This is a genomic window from Secundilactobacillus muriivasis, from assembly GCF_054785195.1.
The window spans coordinates 1-21,366 of the sequence record NZ_BAABMI010000049.1; the positions used below are offsets into that span (position 1 = coordinate 1).

15 protein-coding genes are annotated in these 21,366 nt (G+C 48.7%); 7 read left to right on the forward strand and 8 right to left on the reverse strand.

All coding sequences use genetic code 11. The features are described from left to right. The first annotated feature begins 612 nt into the window (after nt 1-612). Nucleotides 613-1,791 (forward strand): thiolase family protein, encoded by a 1,179-nt coding sequence (locus tag ACYVR3_RS11605; protein WP_461244374.1) that lies wholly within the window; start codon nt 613-615, stop codon nt 1,789-1,791. A gap of 63 nt (nt 1,792-1,854) precedes the next feature. Here the strand turns inward: ACYVR3_RS11605 and sfsA are convergent, their stop codons facing one another. Further along, entirely contained in the window at nt 1,855-2,577 is a 723-nt protein-coding gene (gene sfsA / locus ACYVR3_RS11610; protein WP_461244375.1) for a DNA/RNA nuclease SfsA, read from the reverse strand. A gap of 82 nt (nt 2,578-2,659) precedes the next feature. Between sfsA and ACYVR3_RS11615 the strand changes: the two genes are divergently transcribed. Continuing rightward, nucleotides 2,660-3,184 (forward strand): GNAT family N-acetyltransferase, encoded by a 525-nt coding sequence (locus tag ACYVR3_RS11615; RefSeq protein ID WP_054735080.1) that lies wholly within the window; start codon nt 2,660-2,662, stop codon nt 3,182-3,184. A 17-nt stretch (nt 3,185-3,201) separates the two neighbouring features. Continuing rightward, nucleotides 3,202-3,390, forward strand: a complete 189-nt coding sequence (locus ACYVR3_RS11620) for a hypothetical protein (RefSeq protein WP_461244376.1) — start codon at nt 3,202-3,204, stop codon at nt 3,388-3,390. Between the two features lie 253 nt (nt 3,391-3,643). Here the strand turns inward: ACYVR3_RS11620 and addA are convergent, their stop codons facing one another. Together addA and ACYVR3_RS11630 are read right to left on the reverse strand one after the other, a co-directional pair. Next, a complete protein-coding gene (gene addA, locus ACYVR3_RS11625) occupies nt 3,644-7,342 on the reverse strand; it encodes a helicase-exonuclease AddAB subunit AddA (protein ID WP_461244377.1) in 3,699 nt (1,232 codons plus the stop codon). Next, nucleotides 7,329-10,880, reverse strand: coding sequence for a PD-(D/E)XK nuclease family protein (locus tag ACYVR3_RS11630; RefSeq protein WP_461244378.1), 3,552 nt, complete (start codon nt 10,878-10,880; stop codon nt 7,329-7,331). The genes addA and ACYVR3_RS11630 overlap by 14 nt, the downstream gene beginning before the upstream one ends. Nucleotides 10,881-11,200: 320 nt before the next feature. Here ACYVR3_RS11630 and ACYVR3_RS11635 point away from each other — a divergent pair, with 320 nt between their 5' ends. Next, a complete protein-coding gene (locus ACYVR3_RS11635) occupies nt 11,201-12,313 on the forward strand; it encodes an MFS transporter (RefSeq protein WP_461244385.1) in 1,113 nt (370 codons plus the stop codon). Between the two features lie 224 nt (nt 12,314-12,537). Here the strand turns inward: ACYVR3_RS11635 and ACYVR3_RS11640 are convergent, their stop codons facing one another. The 3 genes from ACYVR3_RS11640 to proB all read right to left on the reverse strand — a co-directional run bounded on the left by ACYVR3_RS11640 (nt 12,538) and on the right by proB (nt 15,417). Further along, complete coding sequence (locus tag ACYVR3_RS11640; protein WP_054735069.1) at nt 12,538-12,882, reverse strand: hypothetical protein; 345 nt, start codon at nt 12,880-12,882, stop codon at nt 12,538-12,540. Nucleotides 12,883-13,343: 461 nt separating this feature from the next. Beyond that, nucleotides 13,344-14,588: a glutamate-5-semialdehyde dehydrogenase gene (locus ACYVR3_RS11645; protein WP_461244379.1), complete on the reverse strand. Its 1,245-nt coding sequence runs from the start codon at nt 14,586-14,588 to the stop codon at nt 13,344-13,346. Further along, nucleotides 14,581-15,417, reverse strand: coding sequence for a glutamate 5-kinase (proB, locus tag ACYVR3_RS11650; protein WP_054735066.1), 837 nt, complete (start codon nt 15,415-15,417; stop codon nt 14,581-14,583). Before proB ends, ACYVR3_RS11645 begins: the two co-directional genes overlap by 8 nt. A 624-nt stretch (nt 15,418-16,041) precedes the next feature. On the opposite strand from proB, the gene brnQ reads away from it, so the two are divergent. Beyond that, nucleotides 16,042-17,415, forward strand: a complete 1,374-nt coding sequence (brnQ, locus tag ACYVR3_RS11655) for a branched-chain amino acid transport system II carrier protein (protein WP_461244380.1) — start codon at nt 16,042-16,044, stop codon at nt 17,413-17,415. A 341-nt stretch (nt 17,416-17,756) separates the two neighbouring features. Here the strand turns inward: brnQ and ACYVR3_RS11660 are convergent, their stop codons facing one another. Next, a complete protein-coding gene (locus ACYVR3_RS11660) occupies nt 17,757-18,080 on the reverse strand; it encodes a MazG nucleotide pyrophosphohydrolase domain-containing protein (protein WP_461244381.1) in 324 nt (107 codons plus the stop codon). Between the two features lie 257 nt (nt 18,081-18,337). After that, the gene (locus ACYVR3_RS11665; protein ID WP_461244382.1) at nt 18,338-19,651 is read right to left on the reverse strand and encodes an NCS2 family permease; all 1,314 of its coding nucleotides are present in this window, start codon (nt 19,649-19,651) and stop codon (nt 18,338-18,340) included. 243 nt (nt 19,652-19,894) lie between these two features. On the opposite strand from ACYVR3_RS11665, the gene ACYVR3_RS11670 reads away from it, so the two are divergent. Continuing rightward, nucleotides 19,895-20,533, forward strand: a complete 639-nt coding sequence (locus ACYVR3_RS11670) for a CatA-like O-acetyltransferase (protein WP_461244383.1) — start codon at nt 19,895-19,897, stop codon at nt 20,531-20,533. 32 nt (nt 20,534-20,565) lie between these two features. Then, nucleotides 20,566-21,162 (forward strand): NAD(P)H-binding protein, encoded by a 597-nt coding sequence (locus ACYVR3_RS11675; protein WP_461244384.1) that lies wholly within the window; start codon nt 20,566-20,568, stop codon nt 21,160-21,162. The last annotated feature ends 204 nt before the right edge of the window (nt 21,163-21,366 follow it).

The window sequence follows — 21,366 nt, forward strand, 5'->3', positions numbered from 1 at the left end:
CTCTCAATTTATGATTGTTTGTAGCTCATTTAATTATTACTAGCGAAATTGACTTCGCAAATTACATTTGATATCACTGAAGTGATATACCCTGCACATTTGTGAAACAAAACTTTGTTCAGTTTTCAAAGGTCTACCAAGTTAATTCTTTTTGAATCAACTCTTAAATTGTATCAAATCTTGTTCAAGTTGTCAACCAGAACTTTTTGAAATCAACGTTTCAAGCAAGTTCGTTATCGGCTGAAGCAACTTTACTAATATATCATCTCAAGCAACTGATGTCAACAACGAATATTTAAATTCTTAATTGGTCCACATCGTCCTTGCCGCTCGCGACAACAGAAATAACTATACCAAGATATCATTGCTTGGTCAACTATTATTTTCATTTTTTCGTTATTTTATGAAATCTCACGAAATCAGCTAATCGCGCGCTTACTGATGACTCAATTTCAGTCGCCATTCCTTAATCACCCTAAACGTGCCTCCTATAATGAAAGAAAAACTTGAAATTCACTAAAATTATCCTTAGATTACCGCGCCAAACAAGACTTTTCCGTTTAAATCATGTATCCTTAGCGAGGTAATCTGAAATAAAGAGGAATTAAAAATATGAATGAAGTTGTCGTTTTAAGTGCTGTTCGAACACCCATTGGCAAAATGGGACGCTCACTCGCACCTTTTTCTGCAGTTGATCTCGGCACGATCGCAGCTAAAGCCGCAATTGACCGGGCACATATTGCTGCCGATACTATTGACCAAGCCATCATCGGCAACGTTCTTCAGGCTGGATCGGGCCAAAACGTTGCGCGCCAAGTCGCCCTTAATAGTGGCCTTTCCGTCACCAGTACCGCAATGACCGTTAATCAAGTCTGTGGTTCAGGTATTAAAGCCATTCGGTTAGCTCAAGCCGCTATTATGTTGGGCGATGCCACCACCGTCCTCGTTGGGGGGACAGAAAGTATGTCAAACGTTCCCTACCTATTACCTGATATGCGTCGTGGTCGTCAATATGGTGAAACGAAAGTCCTCGATGGGCTTGAACACGATGGCCTTCGCGATGCATTTTCACAAAAACCGATGGGGATCACTGCTGAGAACGTGGCTGAACAATTTCACGTTTCTCGCGAAGATCAGGACGTCTTTGCGCTCCGTTCTCATCAAAATGCCGTCGCGGCCACTCAAGCTGGTAAATTTGACGACGAGTTAGTCCCCATTGAGCTTCCCGGCAAGGCCCCCGTTACCATGACTCAAGACGAGCCAATTCGGCCAGACACTTCTATGGCTGCTTTGGGACACCTTCGCCCGGCCTTTCAGACTAACGGAACTGTCACTGCCGGTAATGCCGCTGGTCTTAATGACGGTGCTAGCATGTTAGTTTTAATGGATAAGGCAGCTGCGGATAACGCTGGGTTGACCTACCTCGCCGTTTTAGATGGCTATCAAGAAGTGGGGATTGCCCCTGAAATTATGGGCTATGCGCCCTACTACGCTATCTCTAACCTGCTCAGCCAACAAGACCGGCAAATCACCGACATTGACCGCTTTGAGTTAAACGAAGCTTTTGCGGCCCAATCAGTTGCCGTTGCCCGGGACCTTAAGATTCCTGATGACCGTTTAAACGTTAACGGTGGCGCCATTGCGCTGGGCCATCCCGTTGGTGCGTCTGGTGCCCGGATCGTGACGACCCTTGTTCACGAGTTGCACCGTAGTCAGTTAGAAACCGGCGTTGCTGGCATCTGCATTGGCGGTGGCATGGGCATCGCTATGTCGCTACACCGACCTTACTAACCCTAATTCATAATCATCAAAAATACGGTGACTGCCAGCATTAGGCAATCACCGTATTTTTGACTACTCGGCACTTTCATGGAATGGCACTGTTAAATCAACCATCACTGGTTGCCGAAGCTTCAACGTTGCTGGTGTGACCTCGCAATCAAGCGCAACCACCTGAACGCCCGCAGCAAGCGCATCCTCAATCGCTGCCGCCAACTTCGGCGCCCGTTCACGATAAATGGTCATCGTTTGAACAAAGTCGAGTTGGACTACAAACAGTAACACCGCTTGGTCGCCCGCCTTCACTGCTCGAATCAACTCATTGACGTGCTTAACCGCGCGAACAGTTGGCGCATCCGGGAACGCCGCGATGCCCTCGTTTTCTAAGGTCACCCCTTTAACTTCGATCCAACAGGTCTCGCCCTGAGCTGTTTGACCACAGAAATCCAATCGGGAATCATGATACACTACTTCCGACTGCAACTCTGGTAACTGACCAATTCCCGGCAAAACTAGTGTCCCGTTCGCTTGGGCTTCCTTCACTATTTGATTTGGTGCCTGACTATCAATGTTGATCCAGTGACCTGCTTTTTGAATCGCCACCAAGTCATAAGCTGTTTTTCGCGTTGGCTTCGGCTGATAATTTAGTGCGACCTGAACACCGGGATGAAAAAGTTCTTTTCCCCGACCGGTATTTTTAACGTGCACCGTCACCCGCTCCCCTTCAAGCTCACAGATAGCGATGAAACGGTTGGGACGCTCGATAAACGTTGCCAATCGGATTGCTTCGTACTCCATGGATATCCCCCTCCCGTCATTTCGTGGTAAACTACCACTTAGACGATTTTGTTATTAATATACCACTTAGGGAGTGATCGTTATCACAACAACTTACCTTCGACGGGCCGTACCAGCTGACCTGCCTGCAATTACCGCAATTATCACCGATGCAAAAGCCTACTTAAAGGCTCAAGGCATCGACCAATGGCAGGACGGCTACCCCGCCGCTGCTGATTTAACGCAGGATATTGATGACGGCATCACCTACGTCCTGAGTGTTGACGATCAGGTCGTTGGGACCGCTGCGCTCCACCAAGGCATCGATGTCGACTACTTGTCAATTGAGGACGGCAGCTGGGTAAACGGCACTGAAGCGCGTTACGCTGCCATTCACCGAATTGCGGTTTCCAGTCAATTTCGGGGTCAGCACCTCTCGCGTAACCTGATGAGCGGCCTTTTGACCATCGCCAGCAGCCTCGGCTACCGTGATATCCGCATTGATACGCATCCAGACAACCTGGGCATGCAACACGTCATCACAAGCAACGGCTTTACACACCGGGGAACGGTCTACATGCACGCCTCGCGCGCTAAGCGTTTTGCTTACCAGTTACTGATCAAATAACCGATTGGAGGTACATGATGACTCCTGCTGATATTCGCGTTCAACTGAAACTTGGCCTTTTATTTACCGTTGGCGTCATTGTCTTAATCGCCATCAGTATTTATCAGATTCGGCACGACCACCGATTAGATCTCAAAACCACCCTCCCACTGCTGATTGTTGCGATCTTTATGATTGGTGTGTTGGGCATGTTGGTTCGGCTTTAATGGTTCAATTAAAAATACGAGAGTGAGACAAAACTCGTTTAGGTCCCAGAATATAAGAAAACGGGCCCGTGGATTCCTGGTTTTGGAATCTACGGGCCCGTTTTCTTATATGGCCGGGGCCTGAGTTTTGGCGCAGGTTTAGACTAGATGTCAGTCTTGAAATTCAATAAACCTTTTAACTCACTTTGAGCTAAGAAATTAAGTCGATGTTTACCAACATAAAATTTTCCCAGCCTCGTATTTTTTTCATGCCTTAAATTTCAACCAACTGGCCCACTGACAACAAATACAAATACCGGTGCGCAACTGGCCGATCCAACATCTTCGACAACGCTAGCGCATACAGGTTCAACTGCCCCGCATACCGGTCCTTGATCTTCTCAATGCCAGCGTCACCCTCGGCAACGTAGTCCGTCTTGTAATCAAACAGCGTCACCTCACCTTGGTCATCAATGAAGTAGCCGTCAATGATCCCATGAATCAAAATCTTGGCGGTCTCATCTTGGACCGTTTCAAAGACATCGTGGGCGGGTAACAACAGTGAGAACGGTGTCTCACGGTGGTCCGCTTGTGCATGGGCCACCAATTGTTGACCAAAATCACTGTCGATCAACCGAGTGATGTTTTCTCGGTCAATCTTCTCGCCTACTGCGGCCGTCATGACCTGATTCGTCACCAATGTATCAATTAACTGATCAATGGCATCCGTTGTTACCGGTTGCGTCAGATCCAGTTTCTGCAACACAAGGTGGGTCGCCGTCCCGATTTCAGTTGGGGTCGGTGCCGTCACCGTTTGCAGAAAGACGGGTTGGGCGAATTCGCGAGTCACGTACCGGTTCCCCTGCGATACCGTCAACGTTGGTTGATAGCGACCAAGTTGCGCAACATCGGGATCTTCGAATAACCGCTTCATTTCAGAAACTGATTGGTACGCCGTGGTCTGGGTCTCAGCTTGATAGCCGTAGTTAAAGTTCAGTACTTGGTCGATCTGATCAACATCAACCGTGGCGTAATCCGTTGTCTCAACCTGCTGTTTGAGGTTAGCCAACCACTGCGCCCCCGCTTCTGGATTCTTCTGTGGCCCCATTTCAGCGAGATCATCCGCTGAATAGAAGGTCACATCAAACTTGGTTTTATCCGAAGCCAAAGCTGGCAACACCTCGTGATCAGCCGCATCAAACTGAGGATGCCGCATGAGTGCTAACCCAATCCAATCTAAATAGTTGGTGGTCTTTTCCCGCAACATCGGATTTAACACTAACTCCGATTCCTGATTAGCGGCGGACCAGGCTTGTAGCTTTTTCTTCTGGTCCTTGCATGCACCGACAATGTAGAGTTGCTGCTCTGCTCGAGTTAAGGCAACGTAGAGCTTCCGCATTTCTTCGGCCAGCGATTCCTTCTTTGTGGCCGCTTTTAAAATAATTTTCGGCAACGTTGGCGCTGTGACCCGATTTTGCTGGTCAAAGTAGTCGATACCAATGCCTAGCTGGTTGTTGAGAACCGCCTTAGCGTTTAAATCCCGCATGTTGAACTGTTTGGAGGCGTTTAGTAAGAAGACTACCGGAAATTCAAGTCCCTTGCTGCCGTGAATCGTCATCACCCGAACGGCATTCGTAGTCGCCTTAGTTTTCGCTTCGGCCAAGTCCTGATCGTTACGTTGCATCCGTTGAATAAACCGGACAAACTGGAACAAGCCCTTAAACCCGTTTTGTTCGTAGTCCGCTGCCCGCTCATACAGGGCGTGCAGGTTGGCTTGCCGTTGCGCCCCAGCAGGCATCCCACCAACGTAGTCCAAGAAGCCAGTTGTTTGGTAGATCTGCCAAATCAACGTGGCTAACGATTGTTGCCGCGCAACTGTCTGGAACGTGGCCAATTGTTCTAAGAAACGTTGGATTTTTGGCCGCAACGCTTCGGCATACGAATTATCCGCGTATTTTGCGTAATGGGCGACAAAATACTGCACCGCGGTGTAGTAGTCATCCCGCTTATCCGTAATCCGGAGGTACGCCAGCTCATTTTCATTCAGCCCAACGATTGGCGACCGCAAGACCGCCACTAGCGGAATATCCTGGTAGGGATTATCGATCACTTGCAACAACGACATCATGATCTGAACTTCGGTCGTCTTGAAGTAACTCTGGGCATCGTTGATCTGCACCGGAATATCGGCGCGACCAAATTGATCTTGAATCTCAAGGTTACTTCCCTTCGACGATGAGAGGATGGCGATATCTTGATAGGTCATTGGGCGCTTTTTGCTAGTTTTCCGATCCCAGATTTCAGTCTCGTCACGAATCAGTTGCTGAATCTTTTGGGCAACTAGGGTCACCTGCCCGGCATCGCCACTTGGGATTTCGTTCTTCCCACGACTGCTTGGCGCGGCCGTGTCATAAATCAGTAATGATGCCACATCGGTCGCAACACCGTCTAGGTCATCCGGGTAACTGTCGCCATAAACCAACTTGGCACTCCCCTGATAACTGATTTGGCCCAACTGTTGATCCATGATCTGGGTGAAAATCAGGTTGGTAAAGTCGTCGACATTCTTCATGGAGCGGAAGTTTTCGGCTAACGTGATTTCGGTACCAGCGGTTTGGTCCGCGCGATACCGGTTGAATTTGTCTAAAAACAATTTTGGTTCGGCTAACCGGAATCGGTAGATCGATTGTTTGATGTCCCCTACCATGAAGAGGTTGCCGGGATCATCGTGGGCCAACGTGGTCACGATGGCTTCTTGCAGTTCGTTGGTATCCTGATATTCGTCCACCATAATTTCGTGGTAGTCCTTGGAAAGTTGTTGCCGCACGGCTTCCGCTGCTGGTGAGTCCGCCTGTAAGATCTGCAATGCAAAATGCTCAATGTCACTAAATTCCCAGACGTGCCGCCGTTGCTTTTCTTGGTGGTAAGCCGTCGCAAACCGGTCCACCACTTCCGCTAACGTCCGCACGAGGTCGCCACTATCGCGCATTGCCGCGACGGTTTCCTGCTCTGGCAATGGCATGAGTTCTGGAATTGATTTTAGCGCTTCTTTGGCGTTATCCCGGTGTGCAACATAGCTTGGCTTGATTGCCATGTAAGCTTCATAATCATCGGCTTTTTTTCCAATTGATGGTAGGTATGACCAGTTAAACGCAGCCACATTCGCCCGGAACTCATTCCAGCCATAACTCGTCAAATCAAGCGTTGCCAGTTGATCCATCAACGTTGCGATGTAGTCACTCGCCTTTTTAACCTGCGCTTGTTCCGCCAAATCAGCAGCTGCCTGTAACTCCGTTGCAATCTGCTGCAGTTGGGCTTGAATCAACGGCATCAGTTGTTCTTGAACGATTGGTGTCCGCATCAAGCTCCCCTTCACCGCGTAAGGGTCAGCCAAGTGCTGTAGCCACGCTTGCGGATCCGGCTTCGACCCCATAAAGTTAAACACTTGATCGACCACGTCAGTTAACCCGTCATCGGACCGGTCGTTAGAAAAGTTCATCACTAACCGCTTAAAGGCGTCGTTCGTGTCATCTTGATAGAGCTGTTCCCGCACGTCTTGCCAAACCGATTCCCGCAGTAACGCACTCTCAGCTTGATCACCTAAAATACGGAAAACCGGATCCAAATCGATCAAGTAGTAGTACCGTTCAACGATTTGTTGACAAAAGGCATCCAGCGTACTGATCGACGCTACCGGTAACACCGCTAATTGGCGACTCAGATACCGTTGCTCTTCCGCATTTGCTTCGCTGATCTGCTCGTGCAACGCCGTTTCGATGCGGTCCTTCATTTCCTTAGCCGCTGCTCGAGTAAACGTCACGATCAACAGGTGTTCCAAACTTTCGTGTGCCAGCACCATGTTGATCACCCGGTCGACCAGCACCCGCGTCTTACCAGAACCTGCCGAGGCGGACACTAATAGGTTCGTGCCATGAGTGTCTAGCACCCGTCGTTGACTGTCAGTGTAGTTCATTGTGGTTCGCCTCCGCTTGTAATTTTTCTTGAATCAGTTTTAAAACGGCGTCCTTATTCGTTGTTGACGTCAGCACATGATAATTATTCTCCGGTAACATCGGATCGAACTGCATAATCGATTTGTATGGCGAGTTCGTTAATGCGGTTTTTTGATCCGATTGTTTGAATGGATTCAGTTGAATTTGGCCGGCAAAGATGTCCTTGCCCGCTTCTTGAATTTTATATTCGGTATAGCGCAAAAGGTCTTCTAATTGGTCGCGGGTGACTAATGAATTCCCCTTTCTCAGACCGCCACCCTGATTAAATTTGAACGAATAAACTCGAGCCTCTTCCCCCGCCTTTAACGCTGGTTCCAGTTCATGCAACAGTTGCTCATCCGACACCAACACGCCAGTATAGCGTTCCTTCTTCAGCAGTGCCGCCACCATGTCCTGCTCAAACTCATTGGGCTTGAACCGTGGATTTTGTAAATGCAGGTACACCGCTCCCGCCAACTGCGCTTGATCATCGTCCGTCAACAGCGCCATGTTTCGCTGTACCACGTCGAGGTAGGTCATCATCTGCATCGCAAGGCCCTCGTAAATTTGGTCGAATTCAACTTTGCGTTCACTCGATTTATAATCCACGATGCCCACGTACTCGTTGTTCGGCAACTGCATGGTGTCCACCCGGTCGATTTTACCCCGAACCCGAATCTTACGTTGATCATCGAGGTCGAATTCCAAGGCTGGTAAGCCACTTTCACTCCCCACGTGGCCAAACAGCACTTCCGTCTTCTTGGCCCGCATCGGCGTGTAACGACTTTGTTGCTGGAACGTGTTCGCCATTTGCTGAATGACCGCGATCAACTGACTCTTGATGTACTGCATCCGTGCGCTGCTATTCAACACGGCGTACTGTAAGTTATGCGGATCATTCAAAATCACCTGCGTGACTTCATCCACTAACTGGAACCGTTGCTGGTCGTCCAAGTTAGCCAGGTCAATGTGTTCGGCATTGACCCGCTTCATCAGCATATCCAACGCCGCGTGGAAGAACTCACCGGTGTTAGCTGGTGATAGTTCAAACTCGTCTCGTTCGCGGAGTTTGAGACCGTATTTTAAGAAATAGGCGTACTGGTTTCGGTAGAACTCTTCCAACTTGGAAATTGAGCTGTCAATCGTTGTGCCGTACAGGCCGGTCACGATGTCTTCGTTCAGTTTCCCCGGTTCGTTACGGTAAGCGATGCTCCCAAGCAATTTATCCGTCAACGGATCCGTACGGAGTTGCTGGTAAACGTACTGCCAGGCCGGGCTCAGCGATTGGCGATGTTCCCGGCTCGCATTGCTGACCTGAACGAGGTGCCGTAACGTTGCTCGTCGGGCGCCCAGATAGGGCTGCAGATCATTCGTTGTCACATCTGGCGTTGCGGTGTGGTCGATGATTGGAATCTGGAACTGCTTGCGTAATCGGTCCACGTAAGGACTCAGTTGGTTCTGTGCGTCATCCCCCGCGTTCATTGGGAAGGTGAAGACCAACCGGTCACTCGCCGTCATCAGCGCCAAGTAGTTCAGATAGGGTTCGCCTTGAAGGGTCAAAATACCGCCATCGTTCAGGTAAGCGCCCTCCGGTAATTTGAGTTTCTGCCGGTCTTGATCGTTCAACAGGTGGGTCGGCAACGTCGTATCCGGCATCACCTTATCCGTTGCGCCGATCATAAACGTGATTTTCCGGTTATTCATCTGGATGATCCCACTTTCAGAGATCGTCACTTGATCCAACGTTGACGGAATTTGAGAATAGTTCGCCCCCGCAAAGCCGGCTTGAAGTAGCGCTAAGAAATCCGGTTCGGAGAAGATCCGGTCACCTAAGATCGTCACGTATTCATCTAATAGGTCGCAAAAGGTCTGCCAAGTTTGTTCGGGTTGACCGGCTTGCACGAGGTCACCAGCTTCAATTGCAGCGTCCCGCCAAGCAATCAACTGGTCAACGACACCCGCCTTCGTCAAAAAAGTTACCAGCACTTTAGCGGCTTCCCGACCATTTTTCACGCGATCAAGCTGCCGGTAAAACGGCACTAACGTTTCTCGAACGAAATCGTGGATACCGTTGATTTGGACACTCACCGCTTGGTCCGCATCCGTTTGCGTGCCCAAGTCATCCGTTTGGAGCCGGGCGTAAGGCCACGGTTCCTTTTGCGTCCACTTGGACCCTTGATAACCCAGTTTTAACACCCAGTTTTCGGTTTTAAACAGCGCTTCTCGAAAATCAGCAACCGACCACGTCTTCGGTAACAGCAACTCCGTCTTGAGCAACCGCATCACATCCGCGTACTGGAAGTGTCGTCGTTTGATTTCAAACAACGCCGTGATCAGCTCAACTAACGGGTGGTCCACCATCGATTGTTGCACGTCACTAAAGTAGGGAATCTCCTGCGCGTTCATAATCGGTGCCAAAATCGTTTCATAGCTGTCCAAATGCCGCGTCAAAATCAAAAAGTCCCGGTAACGGTACCCCTGCTGTGTCACCAACTGCCGAATCATCGCCGCTACCCGCGCCACTTCGGCGTACCGGTTATCGGCTTGAATAATCGTCACCGACTTCGGGTCAGCTAACGGTGCTGCTGATTGGGCTTGTTCGCCCCCTGCTAACACCTGCCAGAACGATTCCACCCGCTGTAAATCTGCGGACACTCGAGGCTGGGTCGCGACCACGTCAGTCAGTACCGGCACTTGTAGCGCTCGAGCCGTTTGGTACACCCGCGTGTAAGTCCGAGCGGGTTGGTAAAACAGGCTCTGGGTCGAAACGTCGTCCATCGTTGGTGTGCCGTGGTCTAAAATCAGCGCGATCTTAACTTCCGCCGCCCGCTGCATCAACGTCGTCAGCAACTTCATTTCCTGCGCCGAGAATTGATTCTGCGAAAAACCGTCAAAGTAAAAGTGGGCGTGTGACAGATCCACTTTCTCCAAATACCCGCTTAACTGGTTCAATAGATCCGTGTTCGCCACGTATTTGTTCATCATCGCCGTTTCAAAACTATCGTAGATCAGCACCAAATCGTGGAGTTTAGCATCCAGATCCGCACTGCTCCCCGTTAGCTTTTCGGCAACTTGAGTCAAATCGGTCACACTTACTTGCCCGGTCTTCAACTCCAACAGTTGGCGGGTCAATAAACTGATAAAACCTGGTCGATCCGCTTCGCCGCTGAACAACCGCAGTTCGTTTTGATGATCTAAAATTGCCTGATACACCAACATGTTCAAGCCCGCTTCGGAGATTCGTGGTAACTGATAGGCGGGTTCATCCTTCATGAAAAACCAGGCTAACCGGGTCAGTGACAGCACTTGAACGGCCGATTGCGCATAAGCCGTTTCGTGACTGCCGGCTAAAGTTGCTAACCGATCAAGCACCTGAACTTCTGATTCAAACTTAATGTGATTCGGGACGAGGTAGTAAAACTGATCATCAGGGTGATCTAAATTCGCCTTCGATAACGCCGCCAAGAGCGTTGCCTGATGGTCCGCGCTGGCTTTGCCAATTACAAACTGCAGGGTCATGTTGTCCGCACCTTTCCTTCTCGTTAAATTAGTCTTATTTTACCACAGTGAACGTGTGTTCGACTGTCGTTTTGAGCGATTGTTTCACATGAAACATCATCGTTAAGCACTTATCATTAGTTCTAACGTCACGCTAAATTCGGCTGATTTAAACTGCTTTCAGCAATAACCCGTTATGATGGCTGACTCGTTGTCGTCACCTACTTTTCTCTTAACCATTTTCAGTTAGTGGTATACTAATAAACATTACTTTCTGAAAGAAGTTGTCCCCTTTGGCAAAAACGAACCGCATTTTCAACCGAGATACCACTTTAATTTTATTGGGTAGCTTTTGCTATATGTCTAATTCGATGTTGGTCAATCCGCTCATCGTCGGCTTCACAACTAGCTTAGGCGAATCCGCCGTCGTTGCCGGCCTGATTGCCGCCATGATGAACCTCACCAGCCTCGTCTTTCGCCCATTTGCCGGTCAAGTGACGGACCGTGTGTCCAAATACCGTCTAGCGCTGATCGGCGGCATCTTACTGTTAGTTGCCGCAATCGGTTACGTCACCGCCATTAGCGGTTGGATGCTGATCATCGTCCGAATCATTAACGGGCTGGGCTTTGCGCTCTGTTCGATCTGTATGGCCACCTGGTTGGCTGGCTTACTCCCCCGTGATCGCATTGGCGCCGGAATGGGCTATTACGGCATGATGAATGCGTTAGGGATGGCCGTTGCGCCCGCCCTTGGGATTTTTATGTATCAGCATTTTGGCTATCGCGTCGCCTTCATGTGCGCCGTTGTTCTGTCCGGTCTTTTGCTGATCATGATTCAATTTATCAGCGACCACGGTGAGCCCCTCCCCCAACCAGACAAGGCAACGAAGCCACACCACCTGATTCAGCGACAAGTCGTCCCTGTGGCGCTCATGATCATGCTGTTGGCGATTCCCTACTTTGCTACGCAATCTTACCTCGTTGAGTACGTGGCCAGTCGGCATTTTCACGTCATGGTCGGGAGCTTTTTCCTCATCTACGCGGTGATTTTACTCGTTCTTCGGTTAGGGTTGAAAGACTACTTTGACCGCCTCCCCTACCGGTACTTTTTACTGGCGGGACTGATCTCCAACTTGGTTGGGATGATTGGGATGACTTACCTGTTCAATAACTGGATGATGCTGATAGCGGCCGCCGGATTGGCCGGTGGTTACGGCGTCATGTACTCCGTTTGTCAGGCAACAAGTTTGCTGATTGCGCCCTTGGAGGAACAGGGACTGGCCAACGCCACGTTCTACATCGGCATGGATTCAGGCATGGTCTTGGGTCCGGTAATTGGTGGTGGCTTGTTTGATTTTCTGCCACATAGCTTGTTTTACCCGGCGTTGATGATTACTGTGCCGTTGGTCATTCTGGTTTACGTGATTTATCATCGGCAGTTGGCAACGCAGTAGGTCGTGATTATTAAATACAAACTAAACAGCCCTCGCAATCGCTATTTCGCGTAGTTGCGGGGGCTGTTTTTTTAGGTGGTTGATTGTTGCTGTTACATAGCCGAAACGCGGACCAAAAAGCAGGTCCCGGCCATATAAGCAATGCAAAACAGGTACGACCAAAAAACGGCCGTACCTGTTTTGCATTGCTTATATTCTGGGACCTAACCGCTTTTTGGTCCGCTCTAATTTTCTTCAATCCGATTCTCCCGCAACACCTCATTCGTGTAGTGTTCCAAATCGGCTAAGACTTCTGGATTGTCGCTTTCTTGAGCCGCCTGATTTTCAGCAATTGCCCACTTAGCTAAATTATCCGTAATTGGCACAATGTCTTGGAGAATATGCATGCTAGCTTGGTCTTGATGAACGTTTTGAATTTCTTTAAAGCTTTCATAATCAGTGATCAACCGCAAAGCATCCCCGCTCGCTAACTCTGTCGATTCAAAAATCACAAAGTGCGAATTGCGGTTCGCTTCATCCATCTGGGTCTTCAGCACCGATAGCTGTTCCGGATTCGTCTTAATTGTCACGGCGCCATCACTCCTTTTCGGTCTAGTGTACCAAATTTCAACCTTTGAAACGAGTGGTGTTGGGTAGATTTAACTAATTTATTGACGTTTTATATTAACTTACGTTTGTGTCCAGCGTAAGTGTTGGGTGCGATTGGGGTGTCGGCTGTTTGTCATCGCTTCGCTCGCCAAAGCCGCATGAAAAACGGCGTTCTCAGGCTACAAAATTCGGCGCCACTTAAACTGTCATTTCTAGGGTTCCTGACATTGCAGGAACTTGTCAACCACGCGCTTTCTGGCTGCCACGCCGAATGGTGCTGCGCGAGGCAAAAGGCTATGTGTAACGGGCTCTAAGCCAAACTACCAAAACCCGGTAGTTTACCTTAGAGCCCGTTACACGCCGCCTTCTGACCGCCTCGCTCCGCACACTTACAAACAAAAAAACACCCAAACAACTCACGTTCAGGTGTCAGTTAATATCGCTATTTTCTCACTTGCCCATCGCCATAAATAATATACTTAGTCGATGTCAGTTCATTAAGCCCCATTGGTCCACGAGCGTGTAGCTTTTGCGTGCTAATCCCGATTTCAGCACCGAAACCGAATTCGAAGCCGTCGGTAAAGCGGGTTGACGCGTTGATGTAAACACAGGCCGCATCAATTTGCTGTAAGAACCGTTGGCCGTTTTGATAGTTATCGGTAATGATGGCCTCAGAATGCTTGGTGTTATGGGCGTTGATGCGGGCGATGGCTTCCGCCTCAGAATCGACCACTTTAACGGCCATGATGAGGTCGTTGTATTCTTCGTCCCAGTCGGCATCCGTTGCTGCAACCATGTCTGGTACGATCGCACAAGCGCGATCATCACCCCGTAATTGAACGCCTTGATCACGCAGAGCAGCCGCAATCGCTGGTAAATAATCTGCCGCAACGGCACTATGGATCACCAGTTTTTCAGCCGCGTTGCAGACCGATGGCCGTTGCACCTTAGCGTTAACCGTGATATCGATGGCCATCTGAAGTTCCGCAAATTCATCCACGTAGATGTGACAATTGCCGGCGCCGGTTTCGATCACAGGTACCTTCGCTTGTTGCACGACCCGTTGGATCAACCCACGGCCGCCACGAGGAATCAACACGTCCAAGTAGCCTGTCAACGCCATCATTTCACTCGCCGTTTCGTGAGAAGTATCGTGAACAAGTTGAATCGCATTAGCGTCCACGCCGTTATCCGTCAACGCTTGGCGGAGCACGTCACTCACCGCAATGTTCGTTTGGATGGCTTCCTTACCACCCCGTAACATCACGGCGTTACCACTCTTAAAACAGAGTGCTGCCGCATCCGCGGTTACGTTAGGACGGGCTTCAAAGATGATGCCAATAACACCGAGTGGCACCCGCTGTTTGCCGATCATTAAGCCGGCTTCGTTCTTCCACATCTTATCGACACTACCAATTGGATCTGGTAACTGGGCGACTTGGCGCATGCCTTCAGCCATCGCTTCGATGCGGTCTGCCGTTAAGGTCAACCGATCAACGAAACTTTCCTTCAGGTCCGTAGCTGAGGTCAAATCCGCCTGATTGGCCGCCAAGATAACGTCTTGGTGGTCAACTAACGCCTGTGCCATCGCCGTTAAACCGGCATTTCGTTGCGTCGTTGATAACTGGGCCAATTGAGTTTCCGCTGTTTGGGCAGCTTGCCCCATCGTTGTTAAGTCACTAGCCATTTTTAACCGCTCCCTTCTGTTCGGGGGTGAACCAGGTTCCGATTGGGTCACCATTCAAGATGTCTAAGATAATTGCTGGGTCGGCACCGCTAGCTAAAATCATCTGCCGTTGGTCCGCCAACATTAGTTCCGCTGCTGTTAGTTTGGTGATCATGCCACCAGTGCCATACATACTGCCCTTGCCACCAGCGACTGCGTAAGTTTCATCGTCAATTGTGTGGATCGTTGGGATGATCTTGGCATCTGGGTGGGTCATCGGGTTAGCATCGTAAAAGCCTTCGATATCCGATAACATGATCAATAAATCGGCCTCCGTCCGGGTGGCGACAATGGCCGACAGTTGGTCGTTATCACCAAACTTGGTCCGGTGATCCATTTCGTCCACGGCAACGGAGTCGTTTTCGTTGACGATTGGTACAATGTGCATCTTCAAGAGGCGGTCGAAGGTATCCAGCGCATGTTGCGTGCTAGCTGGAAAATCGAACACATCGTGCGTCAGCAACAGTTGCCCAATCGTTTGATTATAGTGGTTAAACCGCTGATTAAACAGCGTGATCAGCTTACTTTGCCCAATCGCAGCCAGCGCCTGTTGCGCTGAAATGTCCTTGGGTCGCTCTCCCAACCGGAGTGCATTCAAGCCAACGCCAATCGCACCAGAAGAAACGAGAATAACCTCCTTACCCTGACCGCAGAGCGTACTTAATACGAAGGCCAGTTGGTCGATCGCGTTTAAGTTCAAACCACCGCTCGGGTAAACCAAGGTGCTCGTCCCCACTTTAACGACCAAGCGTTTGACGTTCATCTTCCGTTTGTTGAGCTGTTTATCCATAAGTTGTCCCATCCTTTGTCTATGCTAAGGTCCTCGACTGTTGGTACTCAGTTCATGAGTGCCAACCGAATCAGCTAATCAAATTATCATCTCTTGACCAACGACTCTTATTCATAATTATTGCTTAATTTAGCGGAATTGACAACTAATTTATCCTGAATTCTACTATAAAGGGTCTTAAAACTGTGTGAGAGCTGATAGTATTTAAATTAAAAAAAGTTTAATCTTTCCCCTTGACTTTTAATTTAAAGCGGTTATGATTAGTCACATAAACATGTTTCACACATATCACATATTTCAATATAGTTCGATAAAGACTATGCGTAGAAGAGTAGTCGTTAGTCAAGTTCTCAGGGAGCCTCAGTAAGTGCGACGAGGTAGCGGATCTAACGATGAAAGTAATCTACAAGTCGTGACCGCGACGGCAACGAAGTGGTCACTGGGAGTGCGCCCATTACAGCAATGAAGTATCGTCGACAGACCGCGCATCTGTAGGCCGTACTTTCTAAGCCAGTCATCGTGAGGTGATTGGAAATTAAGGTGGTAACACGTCAATTAACACGTCCTTAGCAATTATGCTAGGGGCGTTTTTTATTGCCACCAATCACATAGGAGGTTTTCAATATGAAAACAAGTTTAACGAAGCGTCAATATCTTATCTTAGGTTCATTACTATTCGGATTATTCTTCGGTGCCGGGAACTTGATCTTCCCCATCCACTTAGGTCAACTCAGTGCGAGTAACTGGGGCCCAGCAACAATCGGCTTCCTGCTAACCGCCATCGTTTTACCGCTATTATCGATTTTAGCCATCAGTTTGACTCGTAGCAGCAGCGCTTACGACTTAGCCTTACCAGCTGGCCGCCACTTCGCCCTCTTCTTCTTGATCATCATTCACTTGACCCTGGGCATCTTGGTTGCCTCACCACGGACCGCTACCACCACGTTCGCCATTGGGGTTCAACCCTTCTTGCCAAAGGCTTGGGATCAAATCGGGCTGTTGATTTTCTCAGCGTTATTCTTCGGCATCTCATTCTTACTGTCATGGAACCAAAGCAAAATCACCGATTATGTTGGTAAGTTACTCAACCCAATCTTGTTAGCCCTACTGGCATTTATCTTCTTCATGGCTTTTGTTATCAAAGGCGATTTACGTCACATCTCAATTTTGCCAGCCTCAACGGGTGCCGGCAGTAATTTAATCAACGGGTTCCTTCAAGGCTACAACACAATGGACGCCTTAGCCGGTTTAGGATTCGGGGTTACGATCATCGCCGCTTTGAAATTCTTCGGGATGAACGATACGAAACAACGTTCTAAAGCCGTTGCTAAAGTTGGCGCCATCAGCATGGGCCTTGAAGCCTTGATCTACATCTTCTTGATTGCCTTAGGTGCTTCTAGCTTAAGTTACTTGAAGTTAACCAGCGAAGGTGGGACGGCATTTACCCAAATCATGACCCACTACACCGGCCTTGCCGGAACCGCCATCTTGGGTGCTGTTACCTTCTTGGCCTGCATGACATCTTGCATTGGCTTGATGGCCGCCCTTTCAGAAGACTGGGGTCACCGGTTCCCAAAGTTGGGCTACCACTTCTTCTTATCCCTCAGTTCAATCGGTGCTTTCATCATTGCGAACTTCGGTTTGAACCAAATCATCTTGTACTCAACGCCACTATTAAGCTTCATCTACCCATTCGCAATGTCACTGATCTTCTTGGGTCTCTTAACCCCATTCTTCGGTAAGAATCCATTCATCTACAAGACAACGATTATCTTAACGTTTATTCCAGCCATCTTCGACGGGATTCACACCTTACCACCATTCTTCGCCAACATGGGCCTCTTCAAAGCCTTGGACGCTTGGGCAAGCAGCTACATTCCTCTGTTTAACGTTGGCTTGGACTTCTTCCCATTCATGTTGATCGGTATCTTGGGCAGTTGGGCGTTAACCAAGATGTTCAACTTACAAGCCGCAACGCCTAGTTTACAAAAGAAATAATTAATTAAAGCCACACATATTGCACCACTTATTCGGGACCTTCCCGACACATAGCAGCATTAGCTTCAACACATATCGCGTCACCTATTCCGGAACTATCCCGGACACATATTGCATCATCATTAAACACATAACGTTTCATCCGAAGCTAGGCTTCGACACATAGTTCACCAAACATATTGCACCACAATGCCGGGCAAGTTGCCCGATACTTATTCTTCACACATATCTGATTGACCTCATCAAGCAATTAAAAAGAATCAAAAACCAACAAACGAGATACGACCTATAGAAAAATAGGTCGCATCTCGTTTGTTGGATTTTGCGTTTCTACTATATTATTAATCGTCCACGTTGAACCGGTGCTTTAACTTCTCTTCGCCATACTTCATGACGTCAGCGGGGTCCAAGTCGTATTTACTACATAAAATCAATGTCTGGTCGAACACATCCGCTAACTCTTCCTTTAAGTGGTCATGGAGCTCAGCCGGGGTTGCATGGTGTTCACCAGGATGGTCGCGCCCTAACTCAATCGTCCGAACGACCTGTGACAGCTCCCCCACTTCTTCGGTGAGAAAATTCAGGCGGATCATCGGGTTGAACCGGTACCAGTTACGTTGCTCGTAAAAGTCTTTTAACCAGGCTTGGTGGTCTTGAATTGTCATGTACTAACTTCCTTTCGTTGGTTACTATGGTACTAAAAACAGGGCAGATAAGGAAGGCTTCCATTGGCAAGAATCAAACCTACCACCCCATTCAAAATTAAGTTAACTTATTATTTAACTTCCAAACGATTATCTAGTCTAAACCTGGCCCCCAACTCAGGTCCCGGCCATATAAGTAACGCGCGCCACAGATTCCAAAACCAGGAATCCGCGGCGCGCGTTACTTATACTCTGGGACCTAACCGAGTTTCGGTCCACTATCCTTGTTGTAAAATCCAAAGGAAGATCACAAACACAACGGCCAAGCCGTACATGATCGGACTAACTTCCTTACCGCGCTTAGCGGCAATCATTGAAAGTGGGTACGTAATGAACCCTAAGGCGATCCCATCTGAAATACTGTAAGTCAGTGGCATCCCAACTAAAATCAAGAAGGCTGGGGCCGCAATCTCGAACTTTTCCCAGTGGATGTTCTTCAACGATTGCGCCATTAACGTTCCGACAATGATCAACGCTGGTGCGGTCACTTGGCTGGTGATCACCGTCAAGAGTGGTGAGAAGAAGGAGCCTAATAAGAACAGCACCCCAACAACCACTGCGGTAAAGCCTGAACGACCACCAACGGCGATCCCGGCTGATGATTCAACGAAAGCGCCCATTGGTGACGTCCCTAACAGTGACCCAACGACCATCGTTGTTGAATCGGCAGATAAGGCCCGACCGATACGTGGAATCTTGTTGTCTTTGACCAACCCGGCCTGTTCAGTCAAACCGACCAACGTCCCGGTAGTATCGAAGAAGGTAACTAACAGGAAGGTTAACACCACAACTCCGAGTTGGAGCGTGTTGATGCTGCCAACGTGGGTAAAGGCAACGCCGAAGGTTGAGGAAATGCTTGGGACACCCGCAACCCAGTGATCAGGTGCTTGAATCAAGCCAGTGGCTAATCCAACGATCACGTTGATGACCATCCCAATAAAGATGGCCCCGGGCACCTTGGCACTCATCAGGATAATCGTTAAGATCAAGCCTAAGATCGTCAACCAAGTTGAGCCAACGTGCAGCGACCCTAAGGCCACGATCGTTGACTTGTTAGCACTAACCAAGCCCCCATCACTTAACCCGATAAAGGCGATAAATAACCCGATCCCAGCACTGATTGCCATCTTCAAATCCCGGGGAATCGCATCAACTACCATTTCACGAATCTTGAAAGCTGTTAAAATCATGAATAAAATTGAAGCAACGAAAACCCCGGCTAACGCGGTTTGCCAAGGAATCTTCATCCCCAACACAACCGTGTAGGAGAAGAACGCGTTGATCCCTAAACTAGCGGAAATCGCAATTGGATACCGGGCAACGATGCCCATCAAGAAACAGCCAAAGGCACTGGCCAACGCAGTCGCTGTGAAGACCGCGCCCTTATCCATCCCTGAAACGCTCAACACGTTCGGGTTAACGAATAAGATGTACACCATTGAAATGAAGGTCGTTAGCCCAGCTAACATTTCCTTCTTGTAAGACGTCCCTAACGCCTCAAACTGAAAATATGACGCAATTTTTTGACCCATAAATAAATACCCCTTACCGCAATAATTGCGTGAATGTTCGTGTTTTGCTTTTTAAAAACCAAGTACCATCGTACCATTTATTGATTCTTATTTCAATACACGAATAATGTCTGAGAACATTCAGGTTATCGCATCTGCTTTCTATGTTAAAATAACAACTAGCAAAAGGAGACCCGTATGAAACTATCAGACAAATTTGCCTTCTAAAGTCCGTCACAACACTACTTTAGGAGGCACTTCAAAATGACCTTTCACCAAATCAATCGTACTCAATGGACCCGAGAGCCCTATTTTAATCACTTTTTAGCGCAAAACACTTCGTTTAATATGACCGCTGACATTGATATTACAGATTATCATGCGTTGCTTCGGCAAACCGGCGAAAAGCTTTACCCAGCGCTCATCTACGCGATGACAACGGTCACAGATCAGCTACCGCAGATGCGAACTACCTTTAACGCTGATCACCAACTTGGTTATTGGGAAACACTAACGCCCCTCTACACCGTCATTGATCCCGCGACCCACTTATTTTCAGGGCTTTGGACCCCAATGACAGCAACGCGGCAACAATTTAATACCGCTTATTTAGCTGATACGCAACGCTACATCGGTCGCGGCCAACTCTTTCCTCAAGGGACGCCGCCAGAAAATCTCCTTAATATTTCAATGATTCCTTGGACGTCATTTTCTGGTTTCAATCTGCAAATTGGCAGTGAGACACCGTATTTACTACCAATTATCACCGTTGGCAAAATCAAACTGGTTAGTGGGCGAGAACAGTTGCCCGTCTCGCTTCAAGTCCACCACGCCGTTTGCGATGGCTACGATGCCGCACAATTTTTCAAGCGATTACAAGCAGCCGTTAACGTGTTACAGTAGAAGTAACTATTATCAAATGAGAGGTACTCACCATGCAACGCTGTTTAATCTTAGGGGTCGATCAACCGGTCGGCCAACTTGTCGCAACCCAATTAGCCACCCACGCAGATGTCGAAGTCGTTGGTTTCGCGGAGACGCCCGTTTCTGGGTTACCACTGACCGCCCAATATAACGGCGATGCGCGGAAGGCCGCAACCTACCTGCTGGCACTAGCTGACGTTGATACGATCTATTCCGACTTCACCGGCCTCGATGTCGACTGGAAATTAGAGGCCGTATTCGAAGCGCTCCGGCAACGACGCCAAAGTGTTCGAACGGTGATGCGTTCCGTCGCCGGCGTTGACGATGAACTGACTGGCGAGCTAATCTATCCGGAAATTGATGATCCGAAAACCTACCTCAAACAGCAACGCTACGGCATCAAAATCGTGGATGAAGCAGAACTCCCCTACACCGTTCTGCGTCCCGTTTTAGATAACGTTGCTGGTAGCGATCAGATTCAATTGATCAACGAAGGTGAACCAGTTCCCGTTCGACCAGTAACTGAGGCTGCTTTAGCGCAAGTCGTCGTTGATGAACTTGTCTCAGCCGCACACGTTAATCAGTCATTGGCAGTAATCGGACAATAACTGGGTTTAACTTAAAACAGCCTCGAATCCTCACAGCTCAAATGAGCGTGCCGGTTCGAGGCTGTTTTGCGTTACTTTTTTGTCGTAATAAAATGCAACGCAAAAAAGATTCCCTCAGCGATAATCGTTATCACCGAGGGAACCCTTTAAGCTTGGTACTTGGTACTTGGTACTTGGTACTTGGTACTTGGTACTTGGTACTTG

What these genes read in the sequence shown, in the direction of transcription:
- ACYVR3_RS11605 (WP_461244374.1), top strand. Translation starts at nt 613, where the DNA reads ATGAATGAAGTTGTCGTTTTAAGTGCTGTTCGAACACCCATTGGCAAA.
- sfsA (WP_461244375.1), bottom strand. Translation starts at nt 2,577, where the DNA reads ATGGAGTACGAAGCAATCCGATTGGCAACGTTTATCGAGCGTCCCAAC.
- ACYVR3_RS11620 (WP_461244376.1), top strand. Translation starts at nt 3,202, where the DNA reads ATGACTCCTGCTGATATTCGCGTTCAACTGAAACTTGGCCTTTTATTT.
- addA (WP_461244377.1), bottom strand. Translation starts at nt 7,342, where the DNA reads ATGAACTACACTGACAGTCAACGACGGGTGCTAGACACTCATGGCACG.
- ACYVR3_RS11630 (WP_461244378.1), bottom strand. Translation starts at nt 10,880, where the DNA reads ATGACCCTGCAGTTTGTAATTGGCAAAGCCAGCGCGGACCATCAGGCA.
- ACYVR3_RS11645 (WP_461244379.1), bottom strand. Translation starts at nt 14,588, where the DNA reads ATGGCTAGTGACTTAACAACGATGGGGCAAGCTGCCCAAACAGCGGAA.
- proB (WP_054735066.1), bottom strand. Translation starts at nt 15,417, where the DNA reads ATGGATAAACAGCTCAACAAACGGAAGATGAACGTCAAACGCTTGGTC.
- brnQ (WP_461244380.1), top strand. Translation starts at nt 16,042, where the DNA reads ATGAAAACAAGTTTAACGAAGCGTCAATATCTTATCTTAGGTTCATTA.
- ACYVR3_RS11660 (WP_461244381.1), bottom strand. Translation starts at nt 18,080, where the DNA reads ATGACAATTCAAGACCACCAAGCCTGGTTAAAAGACTTTTACGAGCAA.
- ACYVR3_RS11665 (WP_461244382.1), bottom strand. Translation starts at nt 19,651, where the DNA reads ATGGGTCAAAAAATTGCGTCATATTTTCAGTTTGAGGCGTTAGGGACG.
- ACYVR3_RS11670 (WP_461244383.1), top strand. Translation starts at nt 19,895, where the DNA reads ATGACCTTTCACCAAATCAATCGTACTCAATGGACCCGAGAGCCCTAT.
- ACYVR3_RS11675 (WP_461244384.1), top strand. Translation starts at nt 20,566, where the DNA reads ATGCAACGCTGTTTAATCTTAGGGGTCGATCAACCGGTCGGCCAACTT.